This is a genomic window from Streptomyces sp. NPDC006235, from assembly GCF_040613735.1.
In the GTDB taxonomy this organism is placed as follows: Bacteria; Actinomycetota; Actinomycetes; order Streptomycetales; family Streptomycetaceae; genus Streptomyces.
Genome location: NZ_JBEXSR010000047.1, coordinates 52,353 through 78,727, shown reverse-complemented (window position 1 = coordinate 78,727; position 26,375 = coordinate 52,353). Strand labels below are relative to the sequence as shown.

General features: G+C 70.1%; 20 protein-coding genes and 1 pseudogene. 12 read left to right on the top strand and 9 right to left on the bottom strand.

Features of this window, described 5'->3' with window-relative positions:
* Positions 1-328 precede the first annotated feature (328 nt).
* Together ABZ192_RS36850 and ABZ192_RS36845 are read left to right on the top strand one after the other, a co-directional pair.
* Positions 329-877 (top strand): YciI family protein, encoded by a 549-nt coding sequence (locus ABZ192_RS36850; protein ID WP_356928827.1) that lies wholly within the window; start codon positions 329-331, stop codon positions 875-877.
* Positions 878-947: 70 nt separating this feature from the next.
* On the top strand, positions 948-2,087 hold the full coding sequence (locus ABZ192_RS36845) for a GDSL-type esterase/lipase family protein (protein ID WP_356928821.1): 1,140 nt from the start codon (positions 948-950) through the stop codon (positions 2,085-2,087).
* A gap of 244 nt (positions 2,088-2,331) precedes the next feature.
* On the opposite strand, the gene ABZ192_RS36840 is transcribed toward ABZ192_RS36845, so the two are convergent.
* Positions 2,332-2,637, bottom strand: a complete 306-nt coding sequence (locus tag ABZ192_RS36840) for a DUF1330 domain-containing protein (protein WP_356928820.1) — start codon at positions 2,635-2,637, stop codon at positions 2,332-2,334.
* Between the two features lie 188 nt (positions 2,638-2,825).
* Here ABZ192_RS36840 and ABZ192_RS36835 point away from each other — a divergent pair, with 188 nt between their 5' ends.
* A complete protein-coding gene (locus ABZ192_RS36835; protein WP_356928819.1) occupies positions 2,826-3,728 on the top strand; it encodes a LysR family transcriptional regulator in 903 nt (300 codons plus the stop codon).
* Between the two features lie 213 nt (positions 3,729-3,941).
* Here the strand turns inward: ABZ192_RS36835 and ABZ192_RS36830 are convergent, their stop codons facing one another.
* A complete protein-coding gene (locus tag ABZ192_RS36830; protein ID WP_356928818.1) occupies positions 3,942-4,337 on the bottom strand; it encodes a VOC family protein in 396 nt (131 codons plus the stop codon).
* Positions 4,338-4,589: 252 nt separating this feature from the next.
* On the opposite strand from ABZ192_RS36830, the pseudogene ABZ192_RS36825 reads away from it, so the two are divergent.
* Positions 4,590-5,204, top strand: a pseudogene (locus ABZ192_RS36825) (IS5/IS1182 family transposase).
* Between the two features lie 6 nt (positions 5,205-5,210).
* Here the strand turns inward: ABZ192_RS36825 and ABZ192_RS36820 are convergent.
* Positions 5,211-6,236: a S66 peptidase family protein gene (locus ABZ192_RS36820; RefSeq protein ID WP_356928817.1), complete on the bottom strand. Its 1,026-nt coding sequence runs from the start codon at positions 6,234-6,236 to the stop codon at positions 5,211-5,213.
* A gap of 77 nt (positions 6,237-6,313) precedes the next feature.
* On the opposite strand from ABZ192_RS36820, the gene ABZ192_RS36815 reads away from it, so the two are divergent.
* Positions 6,314-7,201 (top strand): AAA family ATPase, encoded by an 888-nt coding sequence (locus ABZ192_RS36815; RefSeq protein WP_356928816.1) that lies wholly within the window; start codon positions 6,314-6,316, stop codon positions 7,199-7,201.
* A gap of 195 nt (positions 7,202-7,396) precedes the next feature.
* On the opposite strand, the gene ABZ192_RS36810 is transcribed toward ABZ192_RS36815, so the two are convergent.
* From ABZ192_RS36810 to ABZ192_RS36800, 3 genes are all read right to left on the bottom strand, one after another.
* Positions 7,397-8,398 (bottom strand): SGNH/GDSL hydrolase family protein, encoded by a 1,002-nt coding sequence (locus tag ABZ192_RS36810; protein ID WP_356928815.1) that lies wholly within the window; start codon positions 8,396-8,398, stop codon positions 7,397-7,399.
* 514 nt (positions 8,399-8,912) lie between these two features.
* Entirely contained in the window at positions 8,913-9,296 is a 384-nt protein-coding gene (locus ABZ192_RS36805) for a hypothetical protein (protein WP_356928814.1), read from the bottom strand.
* A 134-nt stretch (positions 9,297-9,430) separates the two neighbouring features.
* Positions 9,431-10,909: a helix-turn-helix domain-containing protein gene (locus ABZ192_RS36800; RefSeq protein ID WP_356928813.1), complete on the bottom strand. Its 1,479-nt coding sequence runs from the start codon at positions 10,907-10,909 to the stop codon at positions 9,431-9,433.
* Positions 10,910-12,112: 1,203 nt separating this feature from the next.
* Between ABZ192_RS36800 and ABZ192_RS36795 the strand changes: the two genes are divergently transcribed.
* A complete protein-coding gene (locus ABZ192_RS36795; RefSeq protein ID WP_356928812.1) occupies positions 12,113-12,499 on the top strand; it encodes a hypothetical protein in 387 nt (128 codons plus the stop codon).
* A 139-nt stretch (positions 12,500-12,638) separates the two neighbouring features.
* Here ABZ192_RS36795 and ABZ192_RS36790 read toward each other — a convergent pair whose 3' ends face one another.
* Positions 12,639-13,901 (bottom strand): hypothetical protein, encoded by a 1,263-nt coding sequence (locus ABZ192_RS36790; protein ID WP_356928811.1) that lies wholly within the window; start codon positions 13,899-13,901, stop codon positions 12,639-12,641.
* Positions 13,902-14,801: 900 nt separating this feature from the next.
* Here ABZ192_RS36790 and ABZ192_RS36785 point away from each other — a divergent pair.
* Together ABZ192_RS36785 and ABZ192_RS36780 are read left to right on the top strand one after the other, a co-directional pair.
* A complete protein-coding gene (locus ABZ192_RS36785; protein ID WP_356928810.1) occupies positions 14,802-15,488 on the top strand; it encodes a hypothetical protein in 687 nt (228 codons plus the stop codon).
* Positions 15,489-16,431: 943 nt separating this feature from the next.
* Positions 16,432-17,646: a nucleotide disphospho-sugar-binding domain-containing protein gene (locus ABZ192_RS36780; protein ID WP_356928809.1), complete on the top strand. Its 1,215-nt coding sequence runs from the start codon at positions 16,432-16,434 to the stop codon at positions 17,644-17,646.
* A gap of 796 nt (positions 17,647-18,442) precedes the next feature.
* Here ABZ192_RS36780 and ABZ192_RS36775 read toward each other — a convergent pair.
* The gene (locus tag ABZ192_RS36775; RefSeq protein ID WP_356928808.1) at positions 18,443-19,819 is read right to left on the bottom strand and encodes a pyridoxal-dependent decarboxylase; all 1,377 of its coding nucleotides are present in this window, start codon (positions 19,817-19,819) and stop codon (positions 18,443-18,445) included.
* 672 nt (positions 19,820-20,491) lie between these two features.
* On the opposite strand from ABZ192_RS36775, the gene ABZ192_RS36770 reads away from it, so the two are divergent.
* Positions 20,492-20,896 carry a DUF6336 family protein gene (locus ABZ192_RS36770; RefSeq protein ID WP_356928807.1) on the top strand — a complete coding sequence of 135 codons (405 nt, stop codon included), beginning with the start codon at positions 20,492-20,494 and terminating at the stop codon, positions 20,894-20,896.
* Positions 20,897-21,195: 299 nt separating this feature from the next.
* Here the strand turns inward: ABZ192_RS36770 and ABZ192_RS36765 are convergent, their stop codons facing one another.
* A complete protein-coding gene (locus tag ABZ192_RS36765; protein ID WP_356928806.1) occupies positions 21,196-21,471 on the bottom strand; it encodes a hypothetical protein in 276 nt (91 codons plus the stop codon).
* 228 nt (positions 21,472-21,699) lie between these two features.
* Here ABZ192_RS36765 and ABZ192_RS36760 point away from each other — a divergent pair, with 228 nt between their 5' ends.
* The 3 genes from ABZ192_RS36760 to ABZ192_RS36750 are packed head-to-tail and all read left to right on the top strand — an operon-like array spanning position 21,700 to position 26,045.
* Positions 21,700-22,350, top strand: coding sequence for a DUF6338 family protein (locus ABZ192_RS36760; protein ID WP_356928805.1), 651 nt, complete (start codon positions 21,700-21,702; stop codon positions 22,348-22,350).
* A complete protein-coding gene (locus ABZ192_RS36755; protein WP_356928804.1) occupies positions 22,350-22,514 on the top strand; it encodes a hypothetical protein in 165 nt (54 codons plus the stop codon). The genes ABZ192_RS36760 and ABZ192_RS36755 overlap by 1 nt, the downstream gene beginning before the upstream one ends.
* 3 nt (positions 22,515-22,517) lie before the next feature.
* On the top strand, positions 22,518-26,045 hold the full coding sequence (locus ABZ192_RS36750) for a CHAT domain-containing protein (RefSeq protein ID WP_356928803.1): 3,528 nt from the start codon (positions 22,518-22,520) through the stop codon (positions 26,043-26,045).
* Positions 26,046-26,375 lie beyond the last annotated feature (330 nt).

Sequence of the window (26,375 nt, the reverse complement as noted above, 5' to 3'; positions counted from 1 at the left end):
CCGCTACGAGAAGACCGCCACCATCTACCTGGCCGGACTCCACATCGCGGGCATCTTCCTCTGGTCCGCCCGATGATCCAAACGAAACCGCCTAGTGCCGGCAGCCCGGCGACTCCGCAGCCGACGTCGAAGCGCTGCCCAATCGTCGGCGCCGGACGCTGATTCTGTCACTCGGCTGCAGAGCAGCCGTGTTCGCATGCCACTCGGCTGCGAGCGCGCGGCCGGACCGCTACGCCGTCTCATGGAATGCAGCCTCGTTTGGAGCGCGGAGTCATCGTTGCCAAAAGCCAGTTGAGATGGTGCCTTTGATGGGGAAGGGTCGGTGGCCATGGAGTTCTTCTGCTACCACCGTGACCGGCCCTGCTCCCTCGCGTTGCGCGAGGAGTTGCTGGAAGAGCACTGGTCCTACATGGACCGGTACGCGAAGGAGCTGATCGCTCGCGGCCCGACCTTCGCCGATGACGGTGAAACACCCACCGGCAGCGTGCACATCGTCGACCTGCCCGATCCCGCCGCCGCCCGCGCGTTCGCCTTCGACGAGCCCAACTACCAGGCCGGCGCATACCGGGACGTGCTGCTGCGCCGGTGGCGCAACGTGCTGGGGCGCACCATGTGGGATTTCCCCGGTGGCCGGACCGGTGGCAACCGGTACCTGGTGCTCGGCCTCGGTGAGGGCCCGGCCGCCGACCTTGCCCTGCCGCTAGAGGGGGACGAACTGGTCGCGTACGGGCCGCTGCTGTCCGACGACGGCGACACCTGGCTGGGTACGGCGGTGCTGCTCAGGGCCCCGGATCCCGAGACGGCACGAGCCGTCCTGACTGCGGACCGGTATGCGGACATCGAGGTCCACGACTGGGAGTTCGGCGGGCGTCGATGAGCCACGAAGACGCCGGGTCGATGTCATCTCCGGCCCACATTGACCTGGGACAGGAGCGGTGACGGCGGCGATGCGGGCGGTTCCACTGGTGGGCGGGCCGGTGGAGGTACGAGGCGCGCTGGACCTGGAGACCACACAGGCAGGGGTGATGCCGCGGCGGTTGCCCGCGTGGACCAAGGAGCAGTACCAGGATCCGTCGGTCTACGGGGTGACCGTGATGCCTTCGGGGGTGCGGCTGGTGTTCCGCACCGATGCGCACACATTGGAGTTCGAGGTACTCACCTCCACCGGCCAGCTCGACTCCGACCCCCACCCTCGCCCGACCGGGATGCTGGAGTTGCTGGTGGACGGCGCCCTGGCCGGGCGTCAGCAGGCGCCGGTGGGCAACGTGCTGCGGATGGCGGGCCCCGGGGCCGTACAGCGACTCATCCCGGGCGAGCCAGGGACCGTACGGTTCGCCGGGCTGCCAGCCGGCATGAAGGACGTCGAGTTGTGGCTGCCACAGCAGACCCCAACGGAACTGGTGGCACTGCGCGCTGACGGCGACGTGCTGGCACCGCTGCCGGACGGGCGGCGCCGCTGGGTGCACCACGGCAGTTCCATCAGCCACTGCATCGAGGCCGACGGCCCGACCGGGACCTGGCCGGTGGTGGCAGCTGCGCTCGGCGGGGTAGAGGTGATCAACCTCAGCCAGGCGGGCAACGCTCTGCTGGATCCCTATGTCGCCCGGACGATCCGCGATACGCCCGCCGACCTGATCAGCCTCAAGGTAGGCATCAACATCGTGAGCCTGTCCGCCTTCCGGCTGCGGACGTTCGGCCCCGCGGTACACGGATTCCTGGACACCATCCGGGACGGGCACCCGGACACCCCACTGCTGTTGATCTCTCCGGTGAGCTGTCCGGCCCTGGAGGAGACCCCCGGCCCGACCGCGACCGGCCCGGACGGCAGGCTCGCTGCCCTGGGCGACCCGGCCGATGTGGCCGGCGGGGCATTGTCGCTGGCGGTGGTCCGTGCCGAGCTGGCCCGGATCGCTGCGGCACGACAGGCGTCCGATCCCCACCTCCACTATCTCGACGGACGCGAACTGCTCGGCCCGGACGAGGCAGACGACCTGGCCGACGGCCTTCACCCCACCGCTGCCGCATACCGTCGCATGGGCAAGCGCTTTGCAGCCCACGCCTTCGCGACCGACGGTCCCTTCCGCTGAGTGAGCCGGGCTCCACACCCCGCACCAGGTGTGGAGCTTCCACGCTCCTCCGGCCGGAGATGGACGGTGGGGTTCGCAGGTCGAGGGACCGCCACGTCTCCGAGAGGGCCAGGACCCTCAACCCGGCACCGGCATGCCCATGCGGAAGCCGGCGGATTCGCGAGAAAGATCTAGCAGCTACTCAAACCACCCGTTACAGGGAACATCCGTAACGCTGATGCTCAGCGATGGCTGGGCCCGCCGGTCAGTCGATGCCGTCGATGATGCGGAAGTCGCGCTCGACGCCGTCGGGGAGGGCCACCAGCGCCTTCTGGTATGCCTCGCTCTCGTATGCCGCGACGGCCTGTTCAAAGCTGTCGAACTCGATCAGGACGACGCGTTGCGTGATTCCGGCCTCGTGGGCGACGACACGACCGCCACTGGACGGGATCAGGGACAGGATGCGCCCGCCCCCTGCCTGGACAGCCGGACCGGCCAGCTTGTCGTAGGCAGTCAGGCTCTCAGGGTCGGAAATGGCGGGGTAGACACTGACCCAGTAGCCCTTAGCCATGGAAACCTCCTGTGTTGGGCCGGACACGTCCGACTTCGAATTGACACTCAGATCGATCGATCCCGGCGACGAGTACCGCGGTCAGTTGAGTCGCCACATGCGCAGGTTAGGGCTTGATGCGCGGTCGAGGGAAAGACCGGTACGGGATAGACTCAGAACGGATCGTTATCAATCGGCAGGGAGGCCACGTGGCGCCGGATACGGTGAGCCTGCGGTACTTCCTGGTGCTGGCACAGGAGTTGAACTTCACCCGCGCGGCCGCACGGATCGGTATCGCGCAGCCCGCACTCAGCGCCCGGATGCGCCGATTGGAGGCGGAACTCGGTACGGCCCTGCTGGTCCGGAACACGCGTAGCGTCGTATTGACCACGGCCGGTGCGGCTTTGGCGGAGGCCGCGCCGCCCGCGCTGGCGGCGCTGGACCGGGCATGGGACACCGCCCGGAGCGCGGCGGCCGGTGAACTGGGCACGCTGCGCATCGGATACAGCCTCAGCGCCGGGGCCGAGACGGCACCGGCCCTGGTGGACAGGCTGATTCGCGACAACAGCGGACTCGAGGTCGGCGCGGTCCCGATGGCGACACCGGAGATCTCCCCCGCGGTCGCCGACGGCCGCATCGATGCCGGGATCACCCGCGGTGAACAGCCGGGCCGTGGCGTGCGCCGGTTCCTGCTGCGGCGTGCGCGCATCGGGGTCCAGCTGGCGCAGCACCATCCGCTGGCCGAACACCCGGAGATCGAGATCGCCGACGCGGCCGCGTATCCGCTGCGACTCCCGGACCGTGCGGCCAACCCCGTGATCCACGATCAGCTGTCCGCACTGTTCCGAGACACCCGACCACACCCCCGATTCCACACGCCCGCAGTCTCTTTCGACATGTCTCAGCGCGACCTGCGCGACGGGGTCACCCTCGCCCCGGCCGGAGAAGCCGCGGCCACGGCACAACCGGCCGGTCTCACCTGGCGACCGCTGCGGGGCGCGCCCAGCCTGACGATCCACCTGGTCCTCCCACGCGAGCAGACGCCGCTGCACCGCCGCATCCGTGCCGTCGCCAAAACCCTGGCGCACGAGCTGCACTGGCTGCCGGACTGACGCGCAAGAGGTCAAGCGAGACGGACGCCTGCGGTGGCGAGGCCCAAGACCTTGCGCCCGGCGGACTTCACGGTGATGACGACGGCGGTCTTGCGCAGAACAGCGTGGCCAACGAGTCGTTCTCCTCATGCAGCAGGCTGGGCAGCCAAATGAGGTCTTCTCGGCAACGTGATGGTTGCGGTGTGTGATGGGGGTCGGGTGCGCGCTAGTGGTCTAGGTCTGCGGTGCCAGGGTGCGTAGGACGCAGAACTCGTTGCCCTCCGGGTCTGCCATGACCACCCAGTTTCGGTCTGACCCCTGGCCCACATCCGTCTTGGTGGCGCCGAGGCCGAGTAATCTGGTCACCTCGTCCTCGGTGCTGCCGTCGATCGGGCTGACGTCGAGGTGAAGCCGGTTCTTCACGGTCTTGCCCTCGGGTACCTGGATGAACAGCAGGGTGGGCGCCATCTGACGGGCCCGAGTATCCTCGACGGTCGGCACCCAGGAGCCGATCTCGACCTTGCCCTCACTCCGGTCGATCACCTTGAAGTCCAGGACCTCGCACCAGAAGGCCGCGAGCCTCTCCGGATCGTGGCAGTCAACGGCCAGCTCGGTGAACCTACTTGTCATGACTCTCCCCAGGTAGTGCGGATGCGGCTCAGAGTATTGGCCACGCCGCCCGTCCGACAGGTCCGCGATCTTCCTGGCTGACCAGGCCGTCAGACGGGCTCGACCTGGCATCAGATACGCGATAAGCCCTTGGTAGGGACTGGTCTGCGAAGATCACGTTCCGGAACCCAGAGGCTTCACGCGTTGACCAGTATCACCTACACCGCAACACTCGACGTCGGCAGGGAGACCGCCGAGACTCGCGCCCAACTCTTGCGCAAGCACCGCGAACGGCTCGGCGCCCGCAGGGGGACCCGCGCTCTGGGCGTCTTCAAGCAGGGCGTCCTGGTGCTGCGGTGTTCGTCGACGGGACCTGGCTGGCCCAACTCGCTCGGGACAACCGGGTTGCGGTGCTCACCGCGTACCGCTACCTGCACGAAGGTCTGACCGTGCTCGCCGACCACGCCCCGGATTTGTCCACCGCGCTGGAACGGGCGGCGGCCGCCGGCTACACCCATCTCACCCTGGACGGCACCGTCACCCGTACGGACCGCGTCGTCGCCCCGGGACCCAAAGGCGCCGACCTCTGGTGGTTCGGGAAGCACAAGCACCACGGCGGCAACGTCCAGGTCATCTTCGCCCTACGAGAACGCCGGTGACAGCTTCCGCCACCCGGCCAAGAGGCCCAAGGGCCGCGAACTCGGCGACGAACAGCAGGCGTTCAACTCGGTCATCCAAGGCATCGATGCGGTCGCCGAGCGGGCCAAGGCCCTGCCCAAGGTCACCTTCAAGGCCCTGCGCCGGGTCAGCCTCGACGCCAGCGGCATCACCCGGATCGCCCGAGCCGCCTTCGTCCTGCTCCAGCTGGATCACGACCGCACCGCCTGACCGTGCTCAGACGCCCGGTTGACCGGTCAACCTGGGCGGGCCTGCCGCCGGTTCGAGCAGCGACAACGTCCGCTGCTGCGCGTCGAGAGCAACACGGATCCCGACGGGCATCGGCAGATTCGGGCCGGCGTGTCCGAACTCGACGTTGCCCAGGACCGGGATGTCACGGTCGCCGAGGACATCGAGGACGATCTCGCGCAGAGTCGGGGACGTGTCGGGCGAGTCGAGTCCGTCGATCCCGTCCGGGATGCCCACGACCATGCCGGAGATCCGATCGAGGATGCCGGCGTGCCGCAGTACCTGCAGATAGCTCCACACATACGCTGCCAGGCCTCCCGCCTCCTCCCAGAACAACACCGCGCCGTCGAACCATTCGAGCGGCAGCGCGTAGGACGTCGCCTGGTTCAGCACGATGCGGTTGATCACTCCGCCGATCAGCCGGCCTTCGGTGCGACCGGCACGCCAGCACTCCCACGTCGGGGTGGCCGGCAGCGCGCCGATCGGCTCGGTACCGGTCAGCAGCGTCGAGTAGAGCTCCTCGAGTTCCGCCCTACGCGCCGCAGTCGCGCGCTGCCAGTGTCCGCCGAGTCCAGGGGTGGCCATGTCGGTATGGAAGCCGACCAGACCCGTGCGCGCGTAGAGCACCAGATGCAGCAGCGAGATGTCGCTGAAGCCGAGGATCGGCTTGGGGCCGGCAGTGATCGCCTCGAAGTCGATCAGATCGAGGTATCCGAGCGCCGTCTGGCCGCCGTCATGCGCGATGATCGCGCGCACCTCGGGATCCCGCAGAAGAGCGTTGAGCTCTTCGGCGATCTCCGCCGGCCGAGCCGCGCTCCACCAACGGTGCCGCCCTCCTACAAGGAGCGGTGCCCGACGCACCCGGAATCCCATCCGCTCGAGCACGACCACCGCCTGCTCGAGGTCGGGCTCGCACACGGCATGGAGCGGCCCGGACAGCGATGCGATAACGACGAGATCTCCGGGCCTCAGGGCACGCGGTCGAAGCGGTTGAGGCGGTGCAGTAAGGGTCACCGAGGGAGTATCCCGACTCCCTCAGCACCACGCGACAGATTTGCCGACCGACCGCCGGGTCAGCGTGCCTTGCCTACATGCCCCGGTCCTGGGCTCAGAGCAAGCTGCCCTCCGGGGCTCAAACCGGGACGGCCCCCGCCTGTTCCCGGACATCAAGCAGGTCTGAACAGAAGAACTTGACAGGGAACGCGACCAACGTGTCCAGTGCCGCGAGGGCCCCGCTGGGCGCCGCCGCAAAACGCCACAACATGCCCACCATCGCGGTGGTCCTGGCGACGCCGGAAGCCTTGTGCTTGGCACGCCAAGTTCCGCGCCCGGACAACCGGACCCGTGCCCGACGACATCGTCCGCGCGCAGCACAAGGCCCGGGGCCAGTCCCACCAGTCGCTGCGCGGGGAGGAATTCAACGAGGTCCTTTTCGTGGAGAACCTCTACCGCCTGGAGCCGTTCCTTCGGCTGAGCGAGGCCCGCGACGCCGACCTCGGGCTGGACGGCAGCGGCGGCCTGGGCAACCTGCCGCCCACTGGGCGGCCAGCGCCTGCTGGAAGGCGGTGCGGTCGTCGAGGGCCGCACCGCTGCAATCCACATGGTGGTGCCGCACCGGCAGCCGGTTCGGGGCGTGGAATGTCGCCTTGCACACGCCTCACGTCCTTCAGGCCACCCGTACCAGGCCTGCTTTGATCCCCCGCATGACTCCAAGTCTCCCCGCCGTGATAGAGGTTGTGCCAACCACCGGCCCCTTCTGGTCCTCCGAGACGTTCTGGGGCAGCCGCTGGCGTCGCCGTCGGAGCCGGCGTCGGAACCGCCGGGGTGTATGCCACGCGCCGCGTCGCCTTCCCCAAGCGCCGCCTGGTGTACTCCTTCAGCTCCTCCTCACTCGTCCAGCGTCATCAGCGCAACGTTCTCGGCCAACGTGCTGCACATCCGACATGGAGAGCGTGAGCTGCACAATCCGCGGCTGGTGAGCCTGCGCCTTGAGAACACCGGCCGCCGCGACATCTCAAGCGCCCAGTTAGACTAGGGCGATCCCTTGCGCATTACCCTTGGCCTGCCAGTTGTGGAGCTGGTCTCAAGTCACCCAGCGGCAGGGCACGCAGGGGTTCCGGAGGCGACGGCGGGAGGTAGGAGTCCCTGGCCCGGTTCACGGGTGACCATGTCCCTTACCATCCCGTCGGCAGGCTCCTGAGGAACGGGGCAAGCCGGTCGGCGATCAGTCGGTCGTCGTGAGCCGAGGTGTGCCCGTCACATCCGAGGAAGTCCAGGCCCGACTGATCCAGGAACCAGTAGTGGACCCCGCTGTCGCCGGCGTCGTTGCGCGCCTCGACCACCTGCCGCACATGCTCGGCGTTTCGGTCGAAGCCGACGGCCACGAGGGTCGTGCCGGCACCGTAGCCAGTCCGCAGTTTCCGGAGGAACTCGCCGTAGGCTGTGCGGTAGGCGGCCGCGAGGCTGTCGGGCGTCCACGGTTCACCGGGGGTGAGGTCGGAGAAGTCGTTGGAACCGAGGTTGACCACCACGATCTGGGGGCGCCACGTCCCCGGGTTCTGCCAGACGTCGCCGTCCACGTTCAGCAGGGCGCGGTCGTAGTAGGTCCGGTAGGTGACGTCCGGGCAGATGCCGGCGACGTTGCGCACCATGCCGAGGCCGGAGAAGCCGTTGATCTGGTAATCGGCGTCCAGCTGCCGGGCGGTGAGGGCCCCGTGGCTCAAGTCGGTGTTGGTGTTCCGCTTGAGTTGCTCCGGATTGCAGTCGCGGGTGCCCGAGACATTGCCGTAGCCCACCGTGAGGGAGTCCCCGATGAACTCGATCTGGCGGTCCCGGGGCGCCGGCTTGCTCAGTACGGCGCCCCCGGGCGCGGCGACGAAGCCTCCGAACGTGCTGGTGTCTCCCGGCGTGTCGTTGCGTTTGACGACCCGGACCGTGTGCTCGCCGTCCCGCAGGCCGTTGATCCAGTGCGTGGTGTCGCCGGGTGTGACCAGGGTGGCGACGGTGGCCCCGTCGACCTGGACGTCGTAGTCGGCGGCCGTGCAGTCGAGTACCACCCCGAGGCCGGTCCCGCGGAAGCGGCCCTCGAAGTACACGCCGGGCCAGCTGAACTGCACCGCCTCTCCCAGGTCCCTTACCCGCCCTGCGGTGTGCACCTGCTCCGAGACGCTCTTCACGGGGACCAGTTGCCTGAGCTCACACCACGAGCCCGCGTCCACCGTGGCAGGCGCCGCCGCGCGCCTCCCGCGCCCTGGCTTCGGGTTTCCCCTCTGAAAGTCATCTGCGTGCCATCTCTCCGTCCCTGTGACGCATCGGTGGGTCACGGCTGAACGTCCGACATTCCACCGCTGAATGTCAACCAATTTGAAGGGAAGAAACAGATCAACAGGCACCCGATCTGCGCGACTTGTGGGGCGGACCTCGGCCATCCCTCTTCCACGGGGACTTTCCAAAACACCGCCTAGGTCTGCTCCTGACACCCGGAGCGGCGAGGCCCGGACCACGTGCAGTCCGGGCCCCGCCGCATTCCGTCGTGCTCGGCTGGATCACGAAGCGTGTGCGATGCCTCGTCTGCATCGATGACCAAAGCGGGCCGCTCTGCTACGTCAGCAGGTTCTCAGGCTTGCAGCAGCCTTGCCGGGTCAGGGCCCACAGGCCCGTCCAGCTCCAGTGATCCAGCTCCCTGGATCACTACTTGGGGTACACGATGTAGGCGTAGCAGTCGCTGCAGCCCTTGATATACGCCCAGCGGAACTTGCCCTTGGGGCTGGTGAGCTTGACCTCTCTTGCGTCGTGGCGCCACTCGCCCAAGCTGTCACCCATAACCCGGAGCCAGGCGTGGCCGTCGCACCAGGCCTTCCCATCGGTAGGGTCATCGCCCTTGATGGCGCGAGCCAACGTCGAGGTGACGCTGAGCGTGTAGTTGTGGTTGCACGAGCGCTCGTACTGGAAGAAGCCCGGGCGGTCCACCTTGATCGTGTCGGACGGGTCCTGGCCCCGGGCGGACGCGGGAGTGATGGCGAGCATGAAGGCTGCCGCGAGCGTGCCGAGGACTGTGGTGATGCGTCTGCGCACGAGAGTTCCTCCCCCTGGTTGTGTCTCACGTAACCCGGTTGCTGGTGTCATCGCAGGCCGGGTGGAACAGAAGGTAGGGAGGGCTGTGGGTGGCGGGCAATGCGCATGGTGCGCAGTTGCGGGGTTGCGGCTGTTCACGGTGCACGGTCGGCGATGCGGAACGCGTGGATGAGTTCGTGGGTGCCGGGGCCTGGGGTCTGGAGGCTGCGTTTCAGGCGTTGTTCGGCGGTGCGCAGGTGGGCGCGAACGGTGGTGCGGCTGATGCCGAGGGTTTGGGCCGTTCGCTGGGCATCGGTGTCGGCTTCGATCCAGGCTCGCAGGGTCTGGTGCACGGTGCGGTCCGTGCCGGGCTGCAGGGGTTGGAGGAAGGTGTGGGCCCAGGTGATGGCCGCTTCGGTGGACAGCAGACTGTCCACCGAAGGCGTCGGCAGATGCTCGGCTACGGCGTTGCTGTCGGGTGGCGGGAGGTCGGTGATCGCCAGGGCCAGGGCGAGCTCGGCGCGGCTGCGGGGGTCCTGCAGGTTGAGGCCGAGGGCGTCTTGGACCCGTCTGAGATGGGCGGTGACGGTGTTGCGGCTGATGTCGAGCAGCCGCGCGACGCCGGAGCGGGGGAAGTTCAGGGCAAGGCTGGTGATGTCGAGGGTGAGCCGGGGGGCCTCCCTGATCGGCTCCAGGAAGGCATGGGCCCAGGCGAGGGCTTGTCGACGGGGGAGCAGTCCGGCCAGTGGTGGCCGGGCGTGGTAGTCGGCGACCCGTTCGGGTGTGTGGCAGGCGACGGCCAGGGCATGGCGGGCTTGATCGTAGGCCTGCGCGGTGGCAGGTAAGGGCACGGGTGGGCTGATGCCCAGCGCGTAGTGCGGGTTGTCTCGCACCAGCGCCCGCAAGGGCGCCTCCAGGCCGCCGTCCACACTGTCGCCGTCGTGGTCCATGGGCAGGAGACAGATGAGGTGGTGGTCGTAGACGGGGCAACGCACCATCAGGCCGCGGCCGTGATAGCCGGACGCATCCTGGTAGGCGTCGATGAGCCTGCCGCGGTGTGAGGGCGGGCAGCGCAGCAGGTGGATGCGCAGACGTTCAGCGTCCAGCAGCGGCGGAACGGCGCCGGCCGTCATCCGGCGGGCCAGCGTCGGTTCTCCGGCCATCAGGGCTGTGAAGACCGCCAGGCGCAGCCGCGTTGCCGCCTGCTGGTAGCGCAGTGCCAGGTCGTCGGCCTGCCGGACACGTCGCAACACCTCGACCACGGCGCCGACATGGGACGCCAGCGCCAGCGCCTCCCGGTTCAACGGTAACGGGCTGGCCACCACCAGCACCGGACGTGGCACGTGCCGTCCCAGTGCTTCGCACCGCACATGGAACCCGCCCACCTGCGAGGCCGCAGCGGCCAGCTGTCCGCTTGACAACTGCGTCAGCACCGGCTGGAGACCGGCAAGGATGTTCGGCGCAAGCCGGGGAGTGGACATCTCCACCTTGCCCGCACGGTCGACCAGGGCAATCTCCGCGCCGAGCTGCCGCCCCAACCAGGCAATCAGCTTCTGCGGATCAAGATCGGCATCTTGGCAGACACGTGGCCTCAGTTGGCGCAGCAACTCGTCGAGTACCTGAGGTGTCGGCACGGCTCTCCTCCGCCCAGCTTGTCGGCTGCCTTGTCACGAGTCGACCAGCGCGCACCCCCGGAACCTGAAGTACCGGAGGATCTCCGCGTGGTGCTACTTGAACGCCTCGACCGGCCCGCTCATGCAGCACCCGCTCCGCCGGCGAAACCTTCCCCCTACCGGGACGACGAAGGCCTCACCCGCAGGTGGCTACGTCGGTCCGTCCGTCCCGATGCTCCCACCGAAGCCCGTCCTGGCCACTCCGGCTCGCCTGTGGAAGACGAACGCGCGACAGATGTTCCGGGTCCATTCCGGGTCCATTCCGTGTCCACGACCGACCTCCGCGATTACCCCGGGCAACACCAGGCTATGAGGGCAACTGCAAGCCGCGCACGTGCAGGGGCCGCCCGAGATCCCGCACGGCCTCTCCTCGCGGGCACGAGGCTGAGAGTCCTGGTCAGCTCACACCACGGGCCCTGGGAGATCTGCCACGACGCCCCTCGGGGCCCGGCATATGGACCCGGGGCCCGGCATATGGAGTCGTGCTGCGACGACAGCGCGCCTCTGGGGCACGCGGTGGCCGGCTTGGCAGGGCCCCGGCCGACACCCCCCCGCAGCCAGCGCCAGGACGAGAACATCGACAGTGACCAGCCGATGCCGACCCTGTCCGATCACACGAAAGAGCCCGACCTGCGACAGCATGCGCCCTCCCCAGGGCACTTTGCCCCCGTGAACCCCATAGGGACCACCGTGCGTCTGATCGCCCGCCACGATGCCGGTCGCCGCCCGCGGCTTCCAGGCGAGAGCCCCCGCACCGGCATCCCCGCGATTCCTGTACGGAGGCCCGCCCGAAGCTGGCACGCTTTTGGGGGCGGCCGCCTGGCCCCACATCCTCAACATGCTCCGGAGCGACGACCGACCCTCGCGGCCTGGACGACCGAGTCGTGAACGCAGCGCTCGACGAGCACTGCACCGACATCACCGAGGCCCGCACCGAGCGCGGCGAGGAACCCGGCTACCGCCTCGACACCGCACGCTGGGCCCCCACCGACCCGCCACGATCCCGGAGCCCGACCGCCGACCCGGCCGCGCCCTTCCTGCCGCTTCAGCCGGGGGAGTGGGACATCCCGCACTCACCGCTGCGCCACGACCGCGCCCTCATCGCCGCACGCGTCCTCACCGCCAGGCTGCGCACCGCACCCCGCACCCCGCACCGGCCGCGCCATGTACGGCCCGGCTGCGCACCGGGCGACCGTGCCGCACAAGCAGCTGCTCCTCTTCGCCCAGGAGAAACCGCCCACGTTGGCCCGCCCGGCGGGCGACCTCACGGCCCTGCGCACCGACCGGGAGGCCCTGGAGCTGACCACCGCCCAGATCCGTCGGCCAGGCGCGGTGTTCGCCACCGCCGGAGAGGAAGCACGCCGACGGGTGCGCAAGCTTGCGCACCCGAACCCGGAGCCTGCACACCAGGACCCGGGCGGCGCGCGCCGCACGCACACCAACCAGACGAGCAGAGGACGCACCGCCCGCACCAGCCCCGCACAAGCCCCGCACCGGCCAGGGCCCCGGCGCGCTCGGATGATGCGCGCCGGCGTGTTCAGCGCGCACTGACCGCGCCCGGCGGATCCGCGATTGCTCACCAGGTGCGCACCGTTCCCGGGCAGCCCGACGCCCCGGCCACCTGCACCATGACCGTCGAACGGGCGGACGAAGTGCCCCGTCGGGCACACACGAGATCAGAAACCGGCACTCAGCGCAGCCGTCGCACATAGGCGTCCGCTATCGGGCTGCGCGGGCCCGGCGCCAGGTTGTCTGCCGTGGAGGAGAAGGCCACCGTCCGGGCTCGGGCGTCGAGCGGCCGGTCTCCGGTATCGGCCTGGACCGGCGTGCCGACCGCGTCGGTGATCGCCACCCTGGTGCGGCCGTTGCGCAGGTCGCGCAGGTACCAGGTGCCCGGGTCCGACGTGCCCGCGAACGCCCGGAAGAGCAGGTACCGGCCGTCGCGGCTCAGCGCCCCGTCGGCGGTCGACAGGGCGGGCTCGGGCGCCTCGACGATGCGTAGGGCGTCGGTGCGCAGGTCGCGGACGAAGACGTTGGAACCGTCGCCGTTGCTGTCCTCGGGGCCGAGGTCGGTGGACGTCGAGGTGAAGGAGACGTAGCGGCCATTGCCGCTGATGCCGGCCTGGGACGCCCTGCCGTTGCCACGGGCGCCGTCGGGCGTGGTGTGCAGCGACCGGTGGGTCCCGGTGAGCGGGTCGGCCACCTTGACGTCGGAGGCCGGCTTGTCGTACGGCCAGTAGCTGCTGTTCGTGTACACCATGACGCTGCCGTCGTCGCTGAGCAGCGGCCTGGTGGCCCGGTGCAGGGTGAACGGGTGCTTCGTCAGCTCCCCGGTGCGCATGTCGCGTACGGCGACCGACGCGCCCGGTCGGGGGACCGCCTCGCTCACGGCGAACGCGACATACCGACCGTCGGCGCTGACGGACGCGTGCAGCGCCCATGTCAGGGAATTGCCGAGGTCGTTGCCGACGTACCTCACTTCCCCGGTCCGCAGGTCGCGCCAGTAGACCGACTGCTTGTCATGGACTTCGCCCGGAATCAGGTCGGTCGAGGCCGATACGAAGACCACGTACCGTCCGTTCGCGCTGATGGCTCCCTCGGTGCTGCCGAGCCCGGACTGGCCTCCGGCGGCGTCGGTGCTGACACGCTGGGTGCGGCCGCTCCTCAGGTCCCGCAGGAAGACGTCCGGGGCGCCGTTCGTGTCATCGGGAACCAGGTTGGAGGCCGACGACGTGAAGACCGCGTAGCGACCGTCGGCGCTGAGCGACGGGGCGTCCGACGCGCCGTCGGCGCCCTGGCTGAGACGGACGGTGTGCCGGGCGCCCGGCTTCTTCCCGTGGTGCTCGCGGTGCGGGTCGTGCGATGCCGCCTGTGCCCCCGTTGGCGCCGGCAGCGCCACCGCGCACACGCAGGTGGTGACGGCCACGGCTGTGGCTCCGAGTCTGCTTCGCATGGATGTGTTCCCCCTTGACTCGTGCGGACGTGGACGCCGCCCGGGCTCGGCGAGCCCGCGCGCCAGGCGTCGGCGGCGGCCGTCAGCGTCTGCAGGGCGGTCACCGGACGTCGCGGCGGCAGGCGGCGCGGCCTCCGATAAAACTCCAACTGCCGCCCCTGGACAATCCGATGAATGCGGTACAACCAGGCGGCGAGATCAGCGGTCCGTACGCTTGCCCAGTCCCGGCAGACGGCACGAGGACTGAGAAGCCGCGCAGTCGGACATGCATTGACGGGTGGTTTCGAGGAGTGACCTGTTCGCACAGGGCCGGCACATCTTGGGCGAGTTGGGCTGCGCTCGCTTCGCCGCGGATGGCGAGGGCGGCCAGCAGGTCGGCTTCGACGGCCGCGTACCGCCGCGGACTCCATCCGACGCCGTCGCGGAGGTGGACGGCGCAGACTGCGCGTTCCCTGGCGGCGATGGCCCGGCTGGTGGAGCCTCAATGATTGGGGCGAGGTCGGCAGGGACGACGAACATCGTGCGGCGCATGCACAGCATCCACTCAAGCCTGCGCTCCTCGTACATGGCGCGCTCCATCGCCGGGATGTCCGGGTCGATGGCGCGGGCGGCTGCGGCCAGGTAGTCGGTGGACGGGTCGGTGGCGTGCAGTCCGTGCCGCGCCAACGGCCACGCGGCCCTATTCCTTCGTCGGCTCCACGAACCATCGGCAGCGAACACATCTCGCCTACGGAGGTACACCGCCTGAGTGCCTCTTCCAGATCCCGCGGGTGATCGAGTGTCATGGCCGGCGGTGACGGCGATGAACTGGATCTTGCTGATGGTCGGTCGCTGCTGACCGGGGAGCGCATCCAGCCGGATTCGTGGTGTCCCGAGCGGTGCGCTGGATAGGTTGCTCCGGTGAAGCTGCCTGCGTACTGGATGACGCGTCCCACTCCACCCCCGGACGAGAGAACGTCGGCGTCTTTCGACCGACTGCTGGAGCAAGCGCTCGCGAACGGTCCCGATGAGCCCATCGACTACCGGCTCGAGGCGCCGAAATGGCAGTTCCTCTGCCATGCCGCAGACCGCGGAAGACTGCTGTTGCACGGCTCGGGCGACCCGGCGATCAGCCGCTTCGAACCCCGGCAGCCGGACGACAGCAGCGAGTTCGGCAACAGGCGCGCGGTCTTCGCCGCCGGCGACGGGCTCTGGCCGATGTACTACGCGATCCTGGACCGGGACCGCCACCCGATGTCGTTGATCAATGGCTGCGTCCGCCTAGCCAACGGCAGCGAGCGGCTCGGCGAGCCGCACTACTACTTGTCCATCAGCGCGCAGGCGCTGAAACAGCACCCCTGGCGTCCCGGCACCGTTTACCTGCTACCCACCGGCACCTTCGAGCTGCAGCCGCGGATGCAGGTCGGCGATGCCTGGGTGCAGCCGGCCCAATGGGCAAGTCCCGTGCCAGTGACCCCTGTCGCCAAACTGGCCGTGCAGCCGGAGGACTTCCCGTTCCTCAACCAGATCCGCGGCCATGACGATGAGCGAGTCTGGACCCGTGCCGCCGAAGACCCGGGTGGCTTCCCCTGGCATGCGGAGGCGTGACGCATGCGTCGCGGCGCGACTGAGACTCCCTGACGAACGCTGGGAGATGGACGAGGATCTCGAACGCTTCCGTGGTGTGGGCCCGGAGCCCGAGCAGACAGCTCAGATCCGCGACGCGAAGGTGCGCAAATACCGGATATCCGGAGTCGAGGCCCCGTAGACCATGCCCCGTCAATCATGATCGGAGCCAGAAGGGGAGTGTGGCGGCGGTGACAGTGCCGAGATGGAATCGGCGACCCGGTCACCGAGGCGAGCGTCAATCGACGACCATCCACCAGTACTCACGCCGCCGCGGGCATCTTCTCGGCCGCGCGACGACGCTTCCAGTACGCGACGGTCATCACGGTCGGCAGTGGTCTCCGGCGGGCAGTACGGCCCTGACCGGTCCGGGCATCGGCTCAGGCCCGGGCGAGTTGCCGCGGAGGCGCAGCTGTGCCACACCGGCTCCTTCTGCGGCAGGGGCCGCGATCGAGCCCCCGGCCCCGCCTCGGCCGCTCGCACCCGGCACAGCACGCCACTGTCTCCAGCTCGCCTCACCGATCAGGAGGCGTCGTGATGCCCGACCAGCAGCGCACCGCCCTGGAGCGCTTCCCCGCCGGCGGCCCCCGCGACTCCTGGCCCCAGCACGACCCAGACGAATACGCCGCCCGCCAGCAGGCCCAGGGACAGCCCGCCCGGGTCGTCGTGGACCTGAGCACTGACTCCTTCCTCGTCATCGTCGACAGCCCCGCAGAGACCTCCATCTACATCACCTCGTCGCCAGCCTCGTCCAGCACCTCCGCGCGATCGGCCGGCGGTCTTGTCCGGCGTTCGTACGCGGTGCGAGACTTCACAACCGCCGTCGCTGGTATTGGAGTTGGGCTTGTCACCTACGGGAAGACCGTTACGGCCCCTGACTATCCTCTTCGCACCGGAGAGCGCGTACGGGCCGACGAACAACTGCGTGGGGATCGGGGATGTCCTGCGCCGCCGGGGGCACCGTGTGGTGTTCGCCGCGGAGGCGTCCTGGAAGGGCCGCCTCGCGCCGCTCGGCTTCGAGGAGGAGCTGGTCAATCTGGCCCCGCCGCCCGAACAGCCCCAGGATGCGGGCCAGTTCTGGAAAGACTTCATACGGGACACCGTGCCCGAGTTCCGCAAGCCGACCATCGAGCAGCTGGGCACCTGGATCAAGCCGGTGTGGGAGGAGCTGGTGTCCGGCGCCCGTTACTGCGAGGCGCAGCTGAAGGAGATCATTGACCGGGTCCGGCCGGATGTGATCGTCGAGGACAACGTCGTCTGCTTCCCGGCGCTCACCACGGCGGGCGTTCCCTTTGTGCGGATCGTCTCCTGCAACCCGCTGGAGATGAAGGGCGAGCGAGTTCCGCCGCCGTTCTCCGGGTATCCGGCCGGGGACCGGAGCGGGTGGGACGAGTTCCGCGCCGAGTACGACCGCACGCACCGGGCCCTGTGGAGCGACTTCAGCACCTGGGTGACCGAGCAGGGCGCGTGTCCCCTGCCCGACCTGGAGTTCATCCACGAGGGCGATCTGAACCTGTACACCTATCCCGAGTCGGCCGACTACACGGACGCCCGTCCCCTGGGCTCCACCTGGCACCGGCTGGACTCCTCGGTCCGCGAGACGGAGGAAAAGTTCACGCTGCCACCCGGTCTGGCCGACGGCGGCGCGCTGATCTACTTCAGCCTCGGCTCGCTCGGCTCGGCCGACGTCGACCTCATGCGCAGGGTCATCGCCTCGCTCGCCCGCACCCCACACCGCTACATCGTCTCCAAAGGCCCGCTGCACGACGAGATCGAGCTCCCGCCGAACATGTGGGGCACGGAGTTCCTGCCGCAGACCCGGATCCTGCCGCTGGTCGACCTCGTCATCACGCACGGCGGCAACAACACGATCACCGAGGCCCTCCACTTCGGCAAGCCCATGATCGTGCTGCCGCTGTTCTGGGACCAGCACGACAACGCCCAGCGCATGGCCGAACTCGGTTACGGCGTCCGGCTCGACCCGTACCGCTTCACCGACACTCAACTCCACGGCGCGATTGACCGGTTGCTCAGCGATATGACCCTGCGGCGCACCCTCACCGAGGCCGGTGAGACGATTCGGGCGCGCGACGGGCTCCGTACGGCCGCGGATCTGATCGAGCGTGCCGCCACGGCCTGATCCCCCGGCCGGTGCGGACCGCGATCGAGAAGTTCCGCCGGACGGCGAGCAGTCCTTGGCGACCCACCCGCAGGCCCCGGCCAGAAGGGCGAGCGCCCAGGGCCACGTAGTTGGTACCGGCGCGCCTTCAGCAGCGGTGCGACGCAGCGGGCCGTACGCGCTGGAGAGGTTCTCCTCCCGGTGGCACGCCGAGTGAAAGTAGGCGGTCCGGCACGGATGAGGGGCGTGTCGGGTTCAGGTGGGCGCCGTGAGTTGGGTCGCCGACACCCGGATCGTCATCGCCGGCTTGGCAGGACCCCGCTTGAGGCGTGGCAGGACGATCCCATCCCGCTGCGGGACGTGCCCGCGACGGACCAGAGCGGCGTGTACCGCACCACCTGCACTGCCATCCCCGTGCTGCCAGGCGGGCAGCTTGGCGCCGTCCTCTCCCCAGGACGGCAACACGCGTGCCAGGAGCTCGTGCCCGACGCTGCACAGAGCACACAGGAGCTGCCGCCCCGCCGCGTTCAGCAGCACCTCGCCATCAGACCGTGCGCCACCGCCCTCGTGCCCGGGCCGGTAGTTGCGCCACTTCCAGCAGGACCGCAACGCCTGCGGATCCATCCCGTGGCAAGCGCGATGCGGCTGATCAGGGACGCCGTGGTCTCCTGGTGCAGGGGAGTGACACGAAGAACCCCTCAGTCTTCTGTTGCCGTTGAGTGGTGACGGCCCGGCGGGCCACTTCGTGGAGAGGCAGGTCGGGATCTCGGCCAGCGCCTAGGAATCGAGGAAGTGGACGGGGTGAGTGCTGCCAGGGTTACGACGCCCGCGCCAGCCGCACGATCGCCGCGATCGACCGGTCGACGTCGGCCTCCGTCGTACTGTGGCTGGACACCGAGATGCGCATCAGCCGTCGGCCGCGCCAGGTGGTGGCGCCCATCCAGCAGGTGCCGTCGTTCTGGACCGCCTGCACGACGTGGTCAGCACGAGCGTCGTCGCCGAAGCTGACGAGGACTTGGTTGAGTACCACGTCGTTGACCACCTCGAAGCCCGCCGTGGACAGACCGTCGGCGAAGCGGCGGGCGAGCAGGCAGCAGCGGTCCACGAGCGCGGCGACGCCGTCACGGCCGAGTTCGCGCAGCGCCGCCCAGGTGGCGAAGCCTCGGGCGTGACGGGAGGACTCGGTGGTGAAGTCGGCGCCGCCGGCCGGAGTACCGTCAGCGCGGGTGAGGTAGGAGGCGGTGTACGACAGGGCGTCGGCGTGGAAGGCGGGGCGGGAGCAGAAGGCGTAGCCGCAGTCGTAGGGCACGTTCAGCCACTTGTGGCCGTCGCAGGCCCAGGAGTCAGCCAGCTCCACGCCGTCGACGAGGTGGCGGGTCGCCGGGCTCGCGGCCGCCCACAGGCCGAAGGCGCCGTCGACGTGCACCCAGCCACCGTGGGCGTGGGTGAGATCGCAGGCGGTACGGAGGTCGTCGCAGGCGCCGGTGTTCACGTTGCCGGCCTGGGCGCACACGATCGCCGGCGTGCCCGGGTCGGACGCCAACACCCGGCGCAGGACGTCGGTGTCCAGGGCGCCGCGTCCATCGGTGCGGACCGTCTCCAGGCAGTCGGTGCCCAGGCCGAGCAGCCGCAGCGAGCGGTCGACGGTGGCGTGGCGCTCCTCGCCCGCGACCACCCGCAGACGCGGGGCGCCACCCAGCCCCTTGCGCCCGACGTCCCAGCCTGCCTCGGTGAGCAGATACTGCCGGGCCACCGCCAGCCCCGCGGTGTTGGCCGCCTGTCCGCCGGTGACGAACCCGGTGGACGCCGTGGCAGGAATGCCGAGCAGGTCCTTCAGCCAGCCGCCCGCCGCCTCCTCCGCGGCGAGCGCGGCGGGCGAGAGAGCCGAGTTGAAGGCGTTCTGGTCCCATCCGACGGCGAGGATCTCCGCGGCGGTGGCCGCGGGCAGCGCCCCGCCGACGACGAACCCGAAGAACCGCGGCCCCGCAGTGGCGACGAGTCCGGTCTCGGCGGCGGCCACCAGCTCGTCGACCACCGTGAGCGGTTCGGCGGGCGAGCGGTTCAGGGGGCGGGAGAACGCGGCGCGCAGGGCCGTGTGGTCGACGGGCCGCGCCACCGGCCGCTCGGGCAGTGAGCGCCGGTAGGCGGCGGCGTGCTCGGCGGCGCGATGGAAGACCTCGGTCAGCTCGTCCATGGTGGGACCGTAGCTGCCCGTCTGATCGGCCGGAAACGGCCAATGGGGGGAGATCGGACTGCCTTCGATCCCTCAGCCCGGCCGCGGGAAGCTCGACGGCCTGCGCCAGCGCCGCACGTGGTCCGGCCCCCTTCCGTGTCTCCCGGGTGTCAATGACGGCGGCGGCCGGTACCCCAATCGAAGGCCAGGTCGTCCAGCAGAACGTCCTCCAGCTCTCCGTCCCACAGGCCGTATGGGAGGAGTCGGGCGCGCTCTCGAACCGCTCCCAGAGCATCAGGCTCTCGGGCTGTCCGACCAGGACGTACCGGCCGTATGCGGCGGGCGCACTGCCCGGTCCGTACCCGCGCAGCAATCGGGTGGTGTTTCGCCTGCGCAGGACACGCATCCGAGTCGGGTGTTGCGCACAGATGAGGACCTTCACCGTTCGAAGGGTGTAGCGGTACGTTGCCTGCCGCGGTAGCGGTCGGCCCCGGCGCCACCTGCCTCCACTTGTGGCTCCTGGGCCTCGGCGGGTGGTGGGACGCGAAGTACCGGGTACGGCAGATCGAGGCCCCGAACGCCCCTGCCAATAGGGGCCCGTCATCGTCGGGTCGCGCGCAACTCGAAGCTCAAGCCGGGGGCGGCCCGGAGGCGGTGTGATCCCGGCGGCGCGGTTGGGTTACGGTGCCGCGTATGCGCACCGAGGACGCGATCATCCGACCCCTGCTCCGGATCCGGGACGTGGCCGCGCGCGGGGCCCTGTACGGGCTGGCCGCCGTGCCCACACTCGGGGTGGCCTCCCTGTTCTTCGGCGACCACTACGACCGGACGACGTTCCTCGGCGTCGTCGGATTCTTCGCGGCCGCCATGGCCGTGGTCGGGATCCTCATCGGGCTCCTCTTCTGGTCGGCCTGCGGGGGAGACATCCGGCGCTGTCGCGACTGGCGAACCGTCAGGGGCCAGGCCGGACCCGTGACCGTCGCGGCCCCGGTCCTGCTGCGGATCGGGGTGCTGGCCCTGGTGCTGTGTCCCGGCGCCTTCGGCCTGCACCACCTGGTGGACAGCGCCGGGTACGACAGCTGGCTGTACGGCCACTGAGCCACGCGCGCCCTGCGCGGGCGCTTCAGCGACGTGGCCGAGCCGCGGACCGACTGGGCCGCCCCATGCCTTCATGCTGCGCAGCTGAGACGGCCGCGTTGGCAACGGCCGCCCGTCAGGCACCCGCCGACGAAGTGTGCTTCGTAGTGCCTGCGGACGGCGCTGCCCGCCGCCCGGGCCTCCACTCCTCATGACGTTGATGCTTTCCACCGACATCTGAACGCGAGCACCTGCCCACAGCAGCATCGGACGTCGGCCGGGGCCTTGAGCCCGGACGCCCGTGCCGCTCAAGCGAGGCTTCAGAACCCGGGCCCCGGATCGCCACCGCGCTTGAGGCATTCGTTAGCGGCGTCGAGCCAGTCACCCGCTGGTTTGACGGCTTGCTCGCGCTCGATGCCGGAGTCCACCTTCCCGTCAGAGGAGCGGGCGTCGTCGGCGATGTCGCGGGCCTGCTGGCACGGATCTGATGACGGGCCGGACAACTCGGCGACAGCGCCGACGACGCTCAACGAGAGGGCGAGGGCTGCCGCCCCGGCCATCATCAGGCCGGCGCTCCGGTCCTGGCGTCCCAGCATCAACAGAGTCGGCGCCGAGGTCACTGGCGAACGGGCCGGCTCCCCACGTTCCGCCGCGCACCTCGACCACGCGCCGGGGAACTGCGACCCGGCCCAACCTCCGCGCCATGTGCCAGGGCCGCCGCCTGCGCTACGACCGGGACCACCACGCCCGCACCTGTAGGTTCGCATGTCGCGTGTCCCGCAGTAGCCTGATCGAGCGGAGTCCGTGAGACATGGGGGTGGTGAGTGCAGGCGCCTTCGACCGGGGTGCAGCTCGCTCTGCTCGTCCTTCTGGTGCTGCCCGGGGTCACCTATCAGTTCGTCCGGGAACGCCGCCGTGGGCCGGTGCCCGGTGAGCGTGATCTGGGTGAGCGGGTGCTGCGGGCGATCGTCGCGTCGATCGCGCTGGACGCCCTGTACGCAGTGGTGGCGGGTCCGGCGCTGGTTCGCCTGGCTCGAGGCGCCGGCGGCGGCTGGGACGGCTTCGTGGAACGGCCGCGAGTGGTCGGCTTCGTCGCCGTGGTGCTGTTCCTCGTCGTGCCGGCCGTGGCGGCGGTCATCGTTTCCCTGGTGGATCGGCAGCGGCGCAAAGCTCGGTTCCTGCGCACGCCCAGCGCCTGGGACCACGCGTTCCGCGACCGCGAACCGTGCTTCGTGCGCGTGCGGCTCAAGGACGGCAACTGGGCGGGCGGCTGGTACGGCAACCGGTCGTACGCCTCGTCGTACCCTCACCCGGCCGAGCTGTACCTCGAATCGGCGCGCGTGATGGGTGCCGACGGGGCGTTCGGCGCGCGCGTGCACGGGACGGCGGGCCTGCGGCTGCGGGCGGAAGACTTCGATGTGCTGGAGTTCGTCGAAGCCGGAGAACCGGCGGCCGTGCCGGGGGAGGAGCGATAATGGCGCACGAACCCGAGCTCTCGTACGAACCCGAGCTCACGCCCGAAGAGGCGGCGCTGCTGCAGGAGGCCGCGGAACGCGGCTACACCCCGAAACGCACGGTCGCCGAGCCGGACGAGGCGCCCGGCGGCCCGGCCGGCACCTCGAACGGCAACGAGGACTGACGCGTGGGCGGCGGGCCCGCGAACGGTCTGGCCGAGCGGTTCTGGGAGGCGTTCCGGGTGGCCCGGCACAGCGCGGACCCCGCGTCGGTCGAGAAGGCGATCGACCTCGGCCGCGCCCTGCTGGCCGGCGAGGACGTGGCCGAGCGCCGCTCGGTCCTGTCCAATCTCGGGGGCCTGCTGCAGACCCGCTACCACCAGAGCGGAGACTTCGAGTTCCTGCAGGAAGCCGTCCGGGCAGTCACTGAGGCTTACCTCCTGGCGTACGAAAGCCCGGAGGAGTCGGCGAGCTACGCCAACAACATCGGCATGCTGCTGCACACCGCGTTCCAGCGGAACCAGGACCGCGGAACCCTGGCCGACGCGCTGGACTGGAGCAGGACGGCCGTCGACGAGGAACCGTCCACGAAGAAGGCGTTCTACCTGGACAACCTCGTTGTCGCGCTGCGGACGGCGTTCACCGTGACGAAGGACCTCGCCCCCCTGGCGGAAGCCGCCGAGCACGCGCGGGCCGCCGTCGCATGCTCTCCCGATGACGAGTCCACCGCCAGGAGCCTGCACTTCCTCGCCGTCGTCCTGCGCGACTGGTCCCATGAGACCGGGGAGAGCGGTGTCGTGGAGGAAGCCGTCGACGCCGCGCGGCGAGCGGTGGAGCTCACACCGGCCGGGTCGTCCGACGTGCTCGACCGGTTGAAGATCCTTGCGTACCTTCTCGACGACCGCTACCGGGCTCGCGGAGCGCGGGATGATCTGGCCGAACTGCTTCGGGTCCGGCAGACGTTGGTGGCCCACACCCCGGTCACCGATCCGCGGCACTCGCAGAACCTCGTCGAGCTGACGACCACGGAACGCGACTGGGCCGCGCTCACCGGCGAGGGCCCGCAATCGGACCGTGGCTGGGAACGCGCCGACACCGAAGCCGAAATGTGCGGCCGGTACGCCGCCGAGTTCGAGCAGACCCGGGACTCGACCCTGCTCGAGCGGGCGCTCGAGCTCGGACGTTCGGCGGCGGCCGCCACCCCCGCCGGGCATCCCCGCCGCGGCGTGCGGCTGGACCACTTCGCCACGGCGCTGGCCACCCGGGGTGAAGCGTTCGGGGACCGCGCCGCGCTCGCGCAGGCCGTCATCATCGAGCGGGAGGCGGTCGCGTGCACGTCGGCGGGCCATCCGCTGCGCGTCCAGTTCATGGGCAACCTCGCCGTCAACCTGAACGCGTTGTTCCACGCGACCGGAGACCTGGCCCACGTCATGGAAGCGATCGACGTCGCTCGCCGTGCCGCCGAGGCCACAGAGGCCACCGCCGGGCAGGGTGACCACCCGCGTTCGCTCGGGATCCTCGCCGTAGTGTTGCACAAACGGTTCGAGGTGACCGGCGAACTGCAGGTGCTGTCGGAGGCGGTCGACCGCGCGAGGGAGTCCGTCCGCCTCGGCGCGAACCTGGTCGCCGGGCAGGCCCAGCGGCTCTCCAACCTTGGCGCCATGCTGTCCGACTTGTTCACCAGGACGGGCGAGGCGAGCGTGCTCGACGAGGCGATCGGCGCGCACCGCGCGGCCGCGGACGTGACGGCGGACGACGACCCGGGCCGGGCAGTGCGGCTGGCCAATCTCGGCGGTGTCCTGGGGATGGCCTACGAGAAGTTCGGCGACCGGAACGCGTTGCGGGACGCGATCGCCGCGCGCCGCGCGTCCGTGGCCGCGACTCCGCAGGACAGCCCGCACTGGCCCGGGTACACCGCGAGCCTGGCCGCCGCGCTCGGCGACTGGTGCACGAACCCCGTCGCTCCCGCCGCCGCGCGACGGGAGCCGCCGGATCCGCAACTCCTCGCCGAGGCGGTCGGCCTGGCCCGGAGTGCGGTGCAAAGGCCCGAGCAGGACGCCTATTCCCGGGCGGGCTTACTGACCCTCGTCGCCAACGTCCTGGCGCTCGGCTTCCGGCACCTCGGCGACGGCGACGCGCTGACCGAGGCACTCGACTGCTACCGGGAGGCCGCGGCGTCTGCCGGATCGCCGGCGGAGAGCCGGGCGGAAGCGGCGGACCGGTGGGGCGATCTGGCCGCCGAGGCCGGGCAGTTCGACGTGGCCGCCGAGGGGTACGCCGCCGCGGTCCGGCTGCTGCCCCGGCTCGCCGGGCGTCGCCTGGGCCGCGAGGACGCCCAGTACTGGCTCGGTCGGTTCGCCGGGGTCGCCGCCGACGCGGCCGCGTGCGCGCTGGCCGCCGGCGACGAGGTGAGCGCGGTGACCCTGCTCGAATCCGGGCGCTGCGTGCTCGCCGCCCAGGCACTCGACAGCCGCGGCGATCTTTCCGACCTGCACGAGCGGGCACCCGAGCTGGCCGAACGCTTCCAGACGCTCACCGCGGAGTTCGAAACCGACACCACAAGCGACCGCGTGGCCCTCGCCGACGAGCTCGACGCGGTGACCGACCGGATCCGCGCGCTGCCCGGGATGGAGCGGTTCCTACGGCCCCCGCTGCTCACCGACCTCACCGCGCAGGCACACGAGGGCCCGATCGTGTACGTCAACGTCAGCCGGCACCGGTGTGACGCGCTGATCATCACTCCGGACGGGGTCCGGTCACGCGCGCTGGACCGGCTGAGCGAAGAGACCGTGAGCCACCGCGTACGCGCGCTGCACACCGCGTTCACGAAGGGGCGGCTGGCCGCCGAGCAGGCGATCCATGACACGCTCGAGTGGCTGTGGGACACCATCGTGGGCCCTGTGCTCGGCGAACTGGGGCTGACGGCGGAACCCTCGGCGGACGGTCCGTGGCCAAGGATCTGGTGGGCCCCGGTCGGGCCGCTCAGCCTGCTCCCCCTGCACGCGGCGGGCCATCACCGCGACGGCGGACCTGTGCTCCTCGACCGCGTCGTCTCCTCGACGACGCCGACGATCCGCGCCCTGGGTCACGCCCGCGCGGGCCGCCGCGACGACCAGGGCGAGCCGCGGCTGCTGGTGGTCGCGATGCCGCACACTCCGGACGCCCCGGACCTGCCCGGCGCACAGGCCGAAGCCGACCACCTGGCCGCTCTCATACCCGGCACCACGGTCCTGGTCGGCGCGGACGCGACTCGTGACGCCGTTCTCGACGCCTTGCCGGCCAGTGGCTGGGCGCACTTCGCCTGCCACGGGTACAGCGACCCGGACAACCCTTCGGACAGCCACCTCGCGCTGCACGACCACGACCGCGCGCCGCTTCGGGTGCTGGACCTTTCCCGGCTGCGCCTGCGGAACGCGGAATTCGCGTTCCTGTCGGCCTGCGACACGGCCCGCACCACTGCGCGCCTGTCCGACGAGGCGATCCACCCGTTGGCGGCTTTTCAGATAGCCGGTTTCTCCCAGGTGGTCGGCACGCTCTGGCGCGTCGACGACGCGGTGGCGCCGGCCTTCAGCCAGCAGCTCTACGGCGAGTTGATCGCGGACCGATCCGGTGCGTTGTGCGCGTCGGCGGCGGTCCATCGCACGGTCAGGCAGCTCAGGGCGAAGTACCCGAACCTGCCGTCGGTGTGGGCCGCACACGTCCACGCGGGCGCCTGATGACAAGCAAGAGTGAAGGCGAGAGCCAAGGCGGAGGGTCGCCCGGCCGTGCTGGTGCTGTCGGGCGACTTCGACGCGAGCGGCATGGACATCAGCCGCTCCTTCGTCGAGACGACCAGAATGGGATCGGCAGCGCCGCCGCGCGGCGCGCCGTGTCCGGGACGCGCTCTCCAACGCCTGACTGTGGTGACGACTCTGACAGCTTCGTGCGCACCAACGATGTCCCGCACCGCCCCGGTGCGCACGCGCGGCCGGCCGAACCTTCACCAGGTTCGGCCGGCCGCCCATCGCGGCCAGGGCAAGACAACTGCGAAGGATGCGCTCGTCATC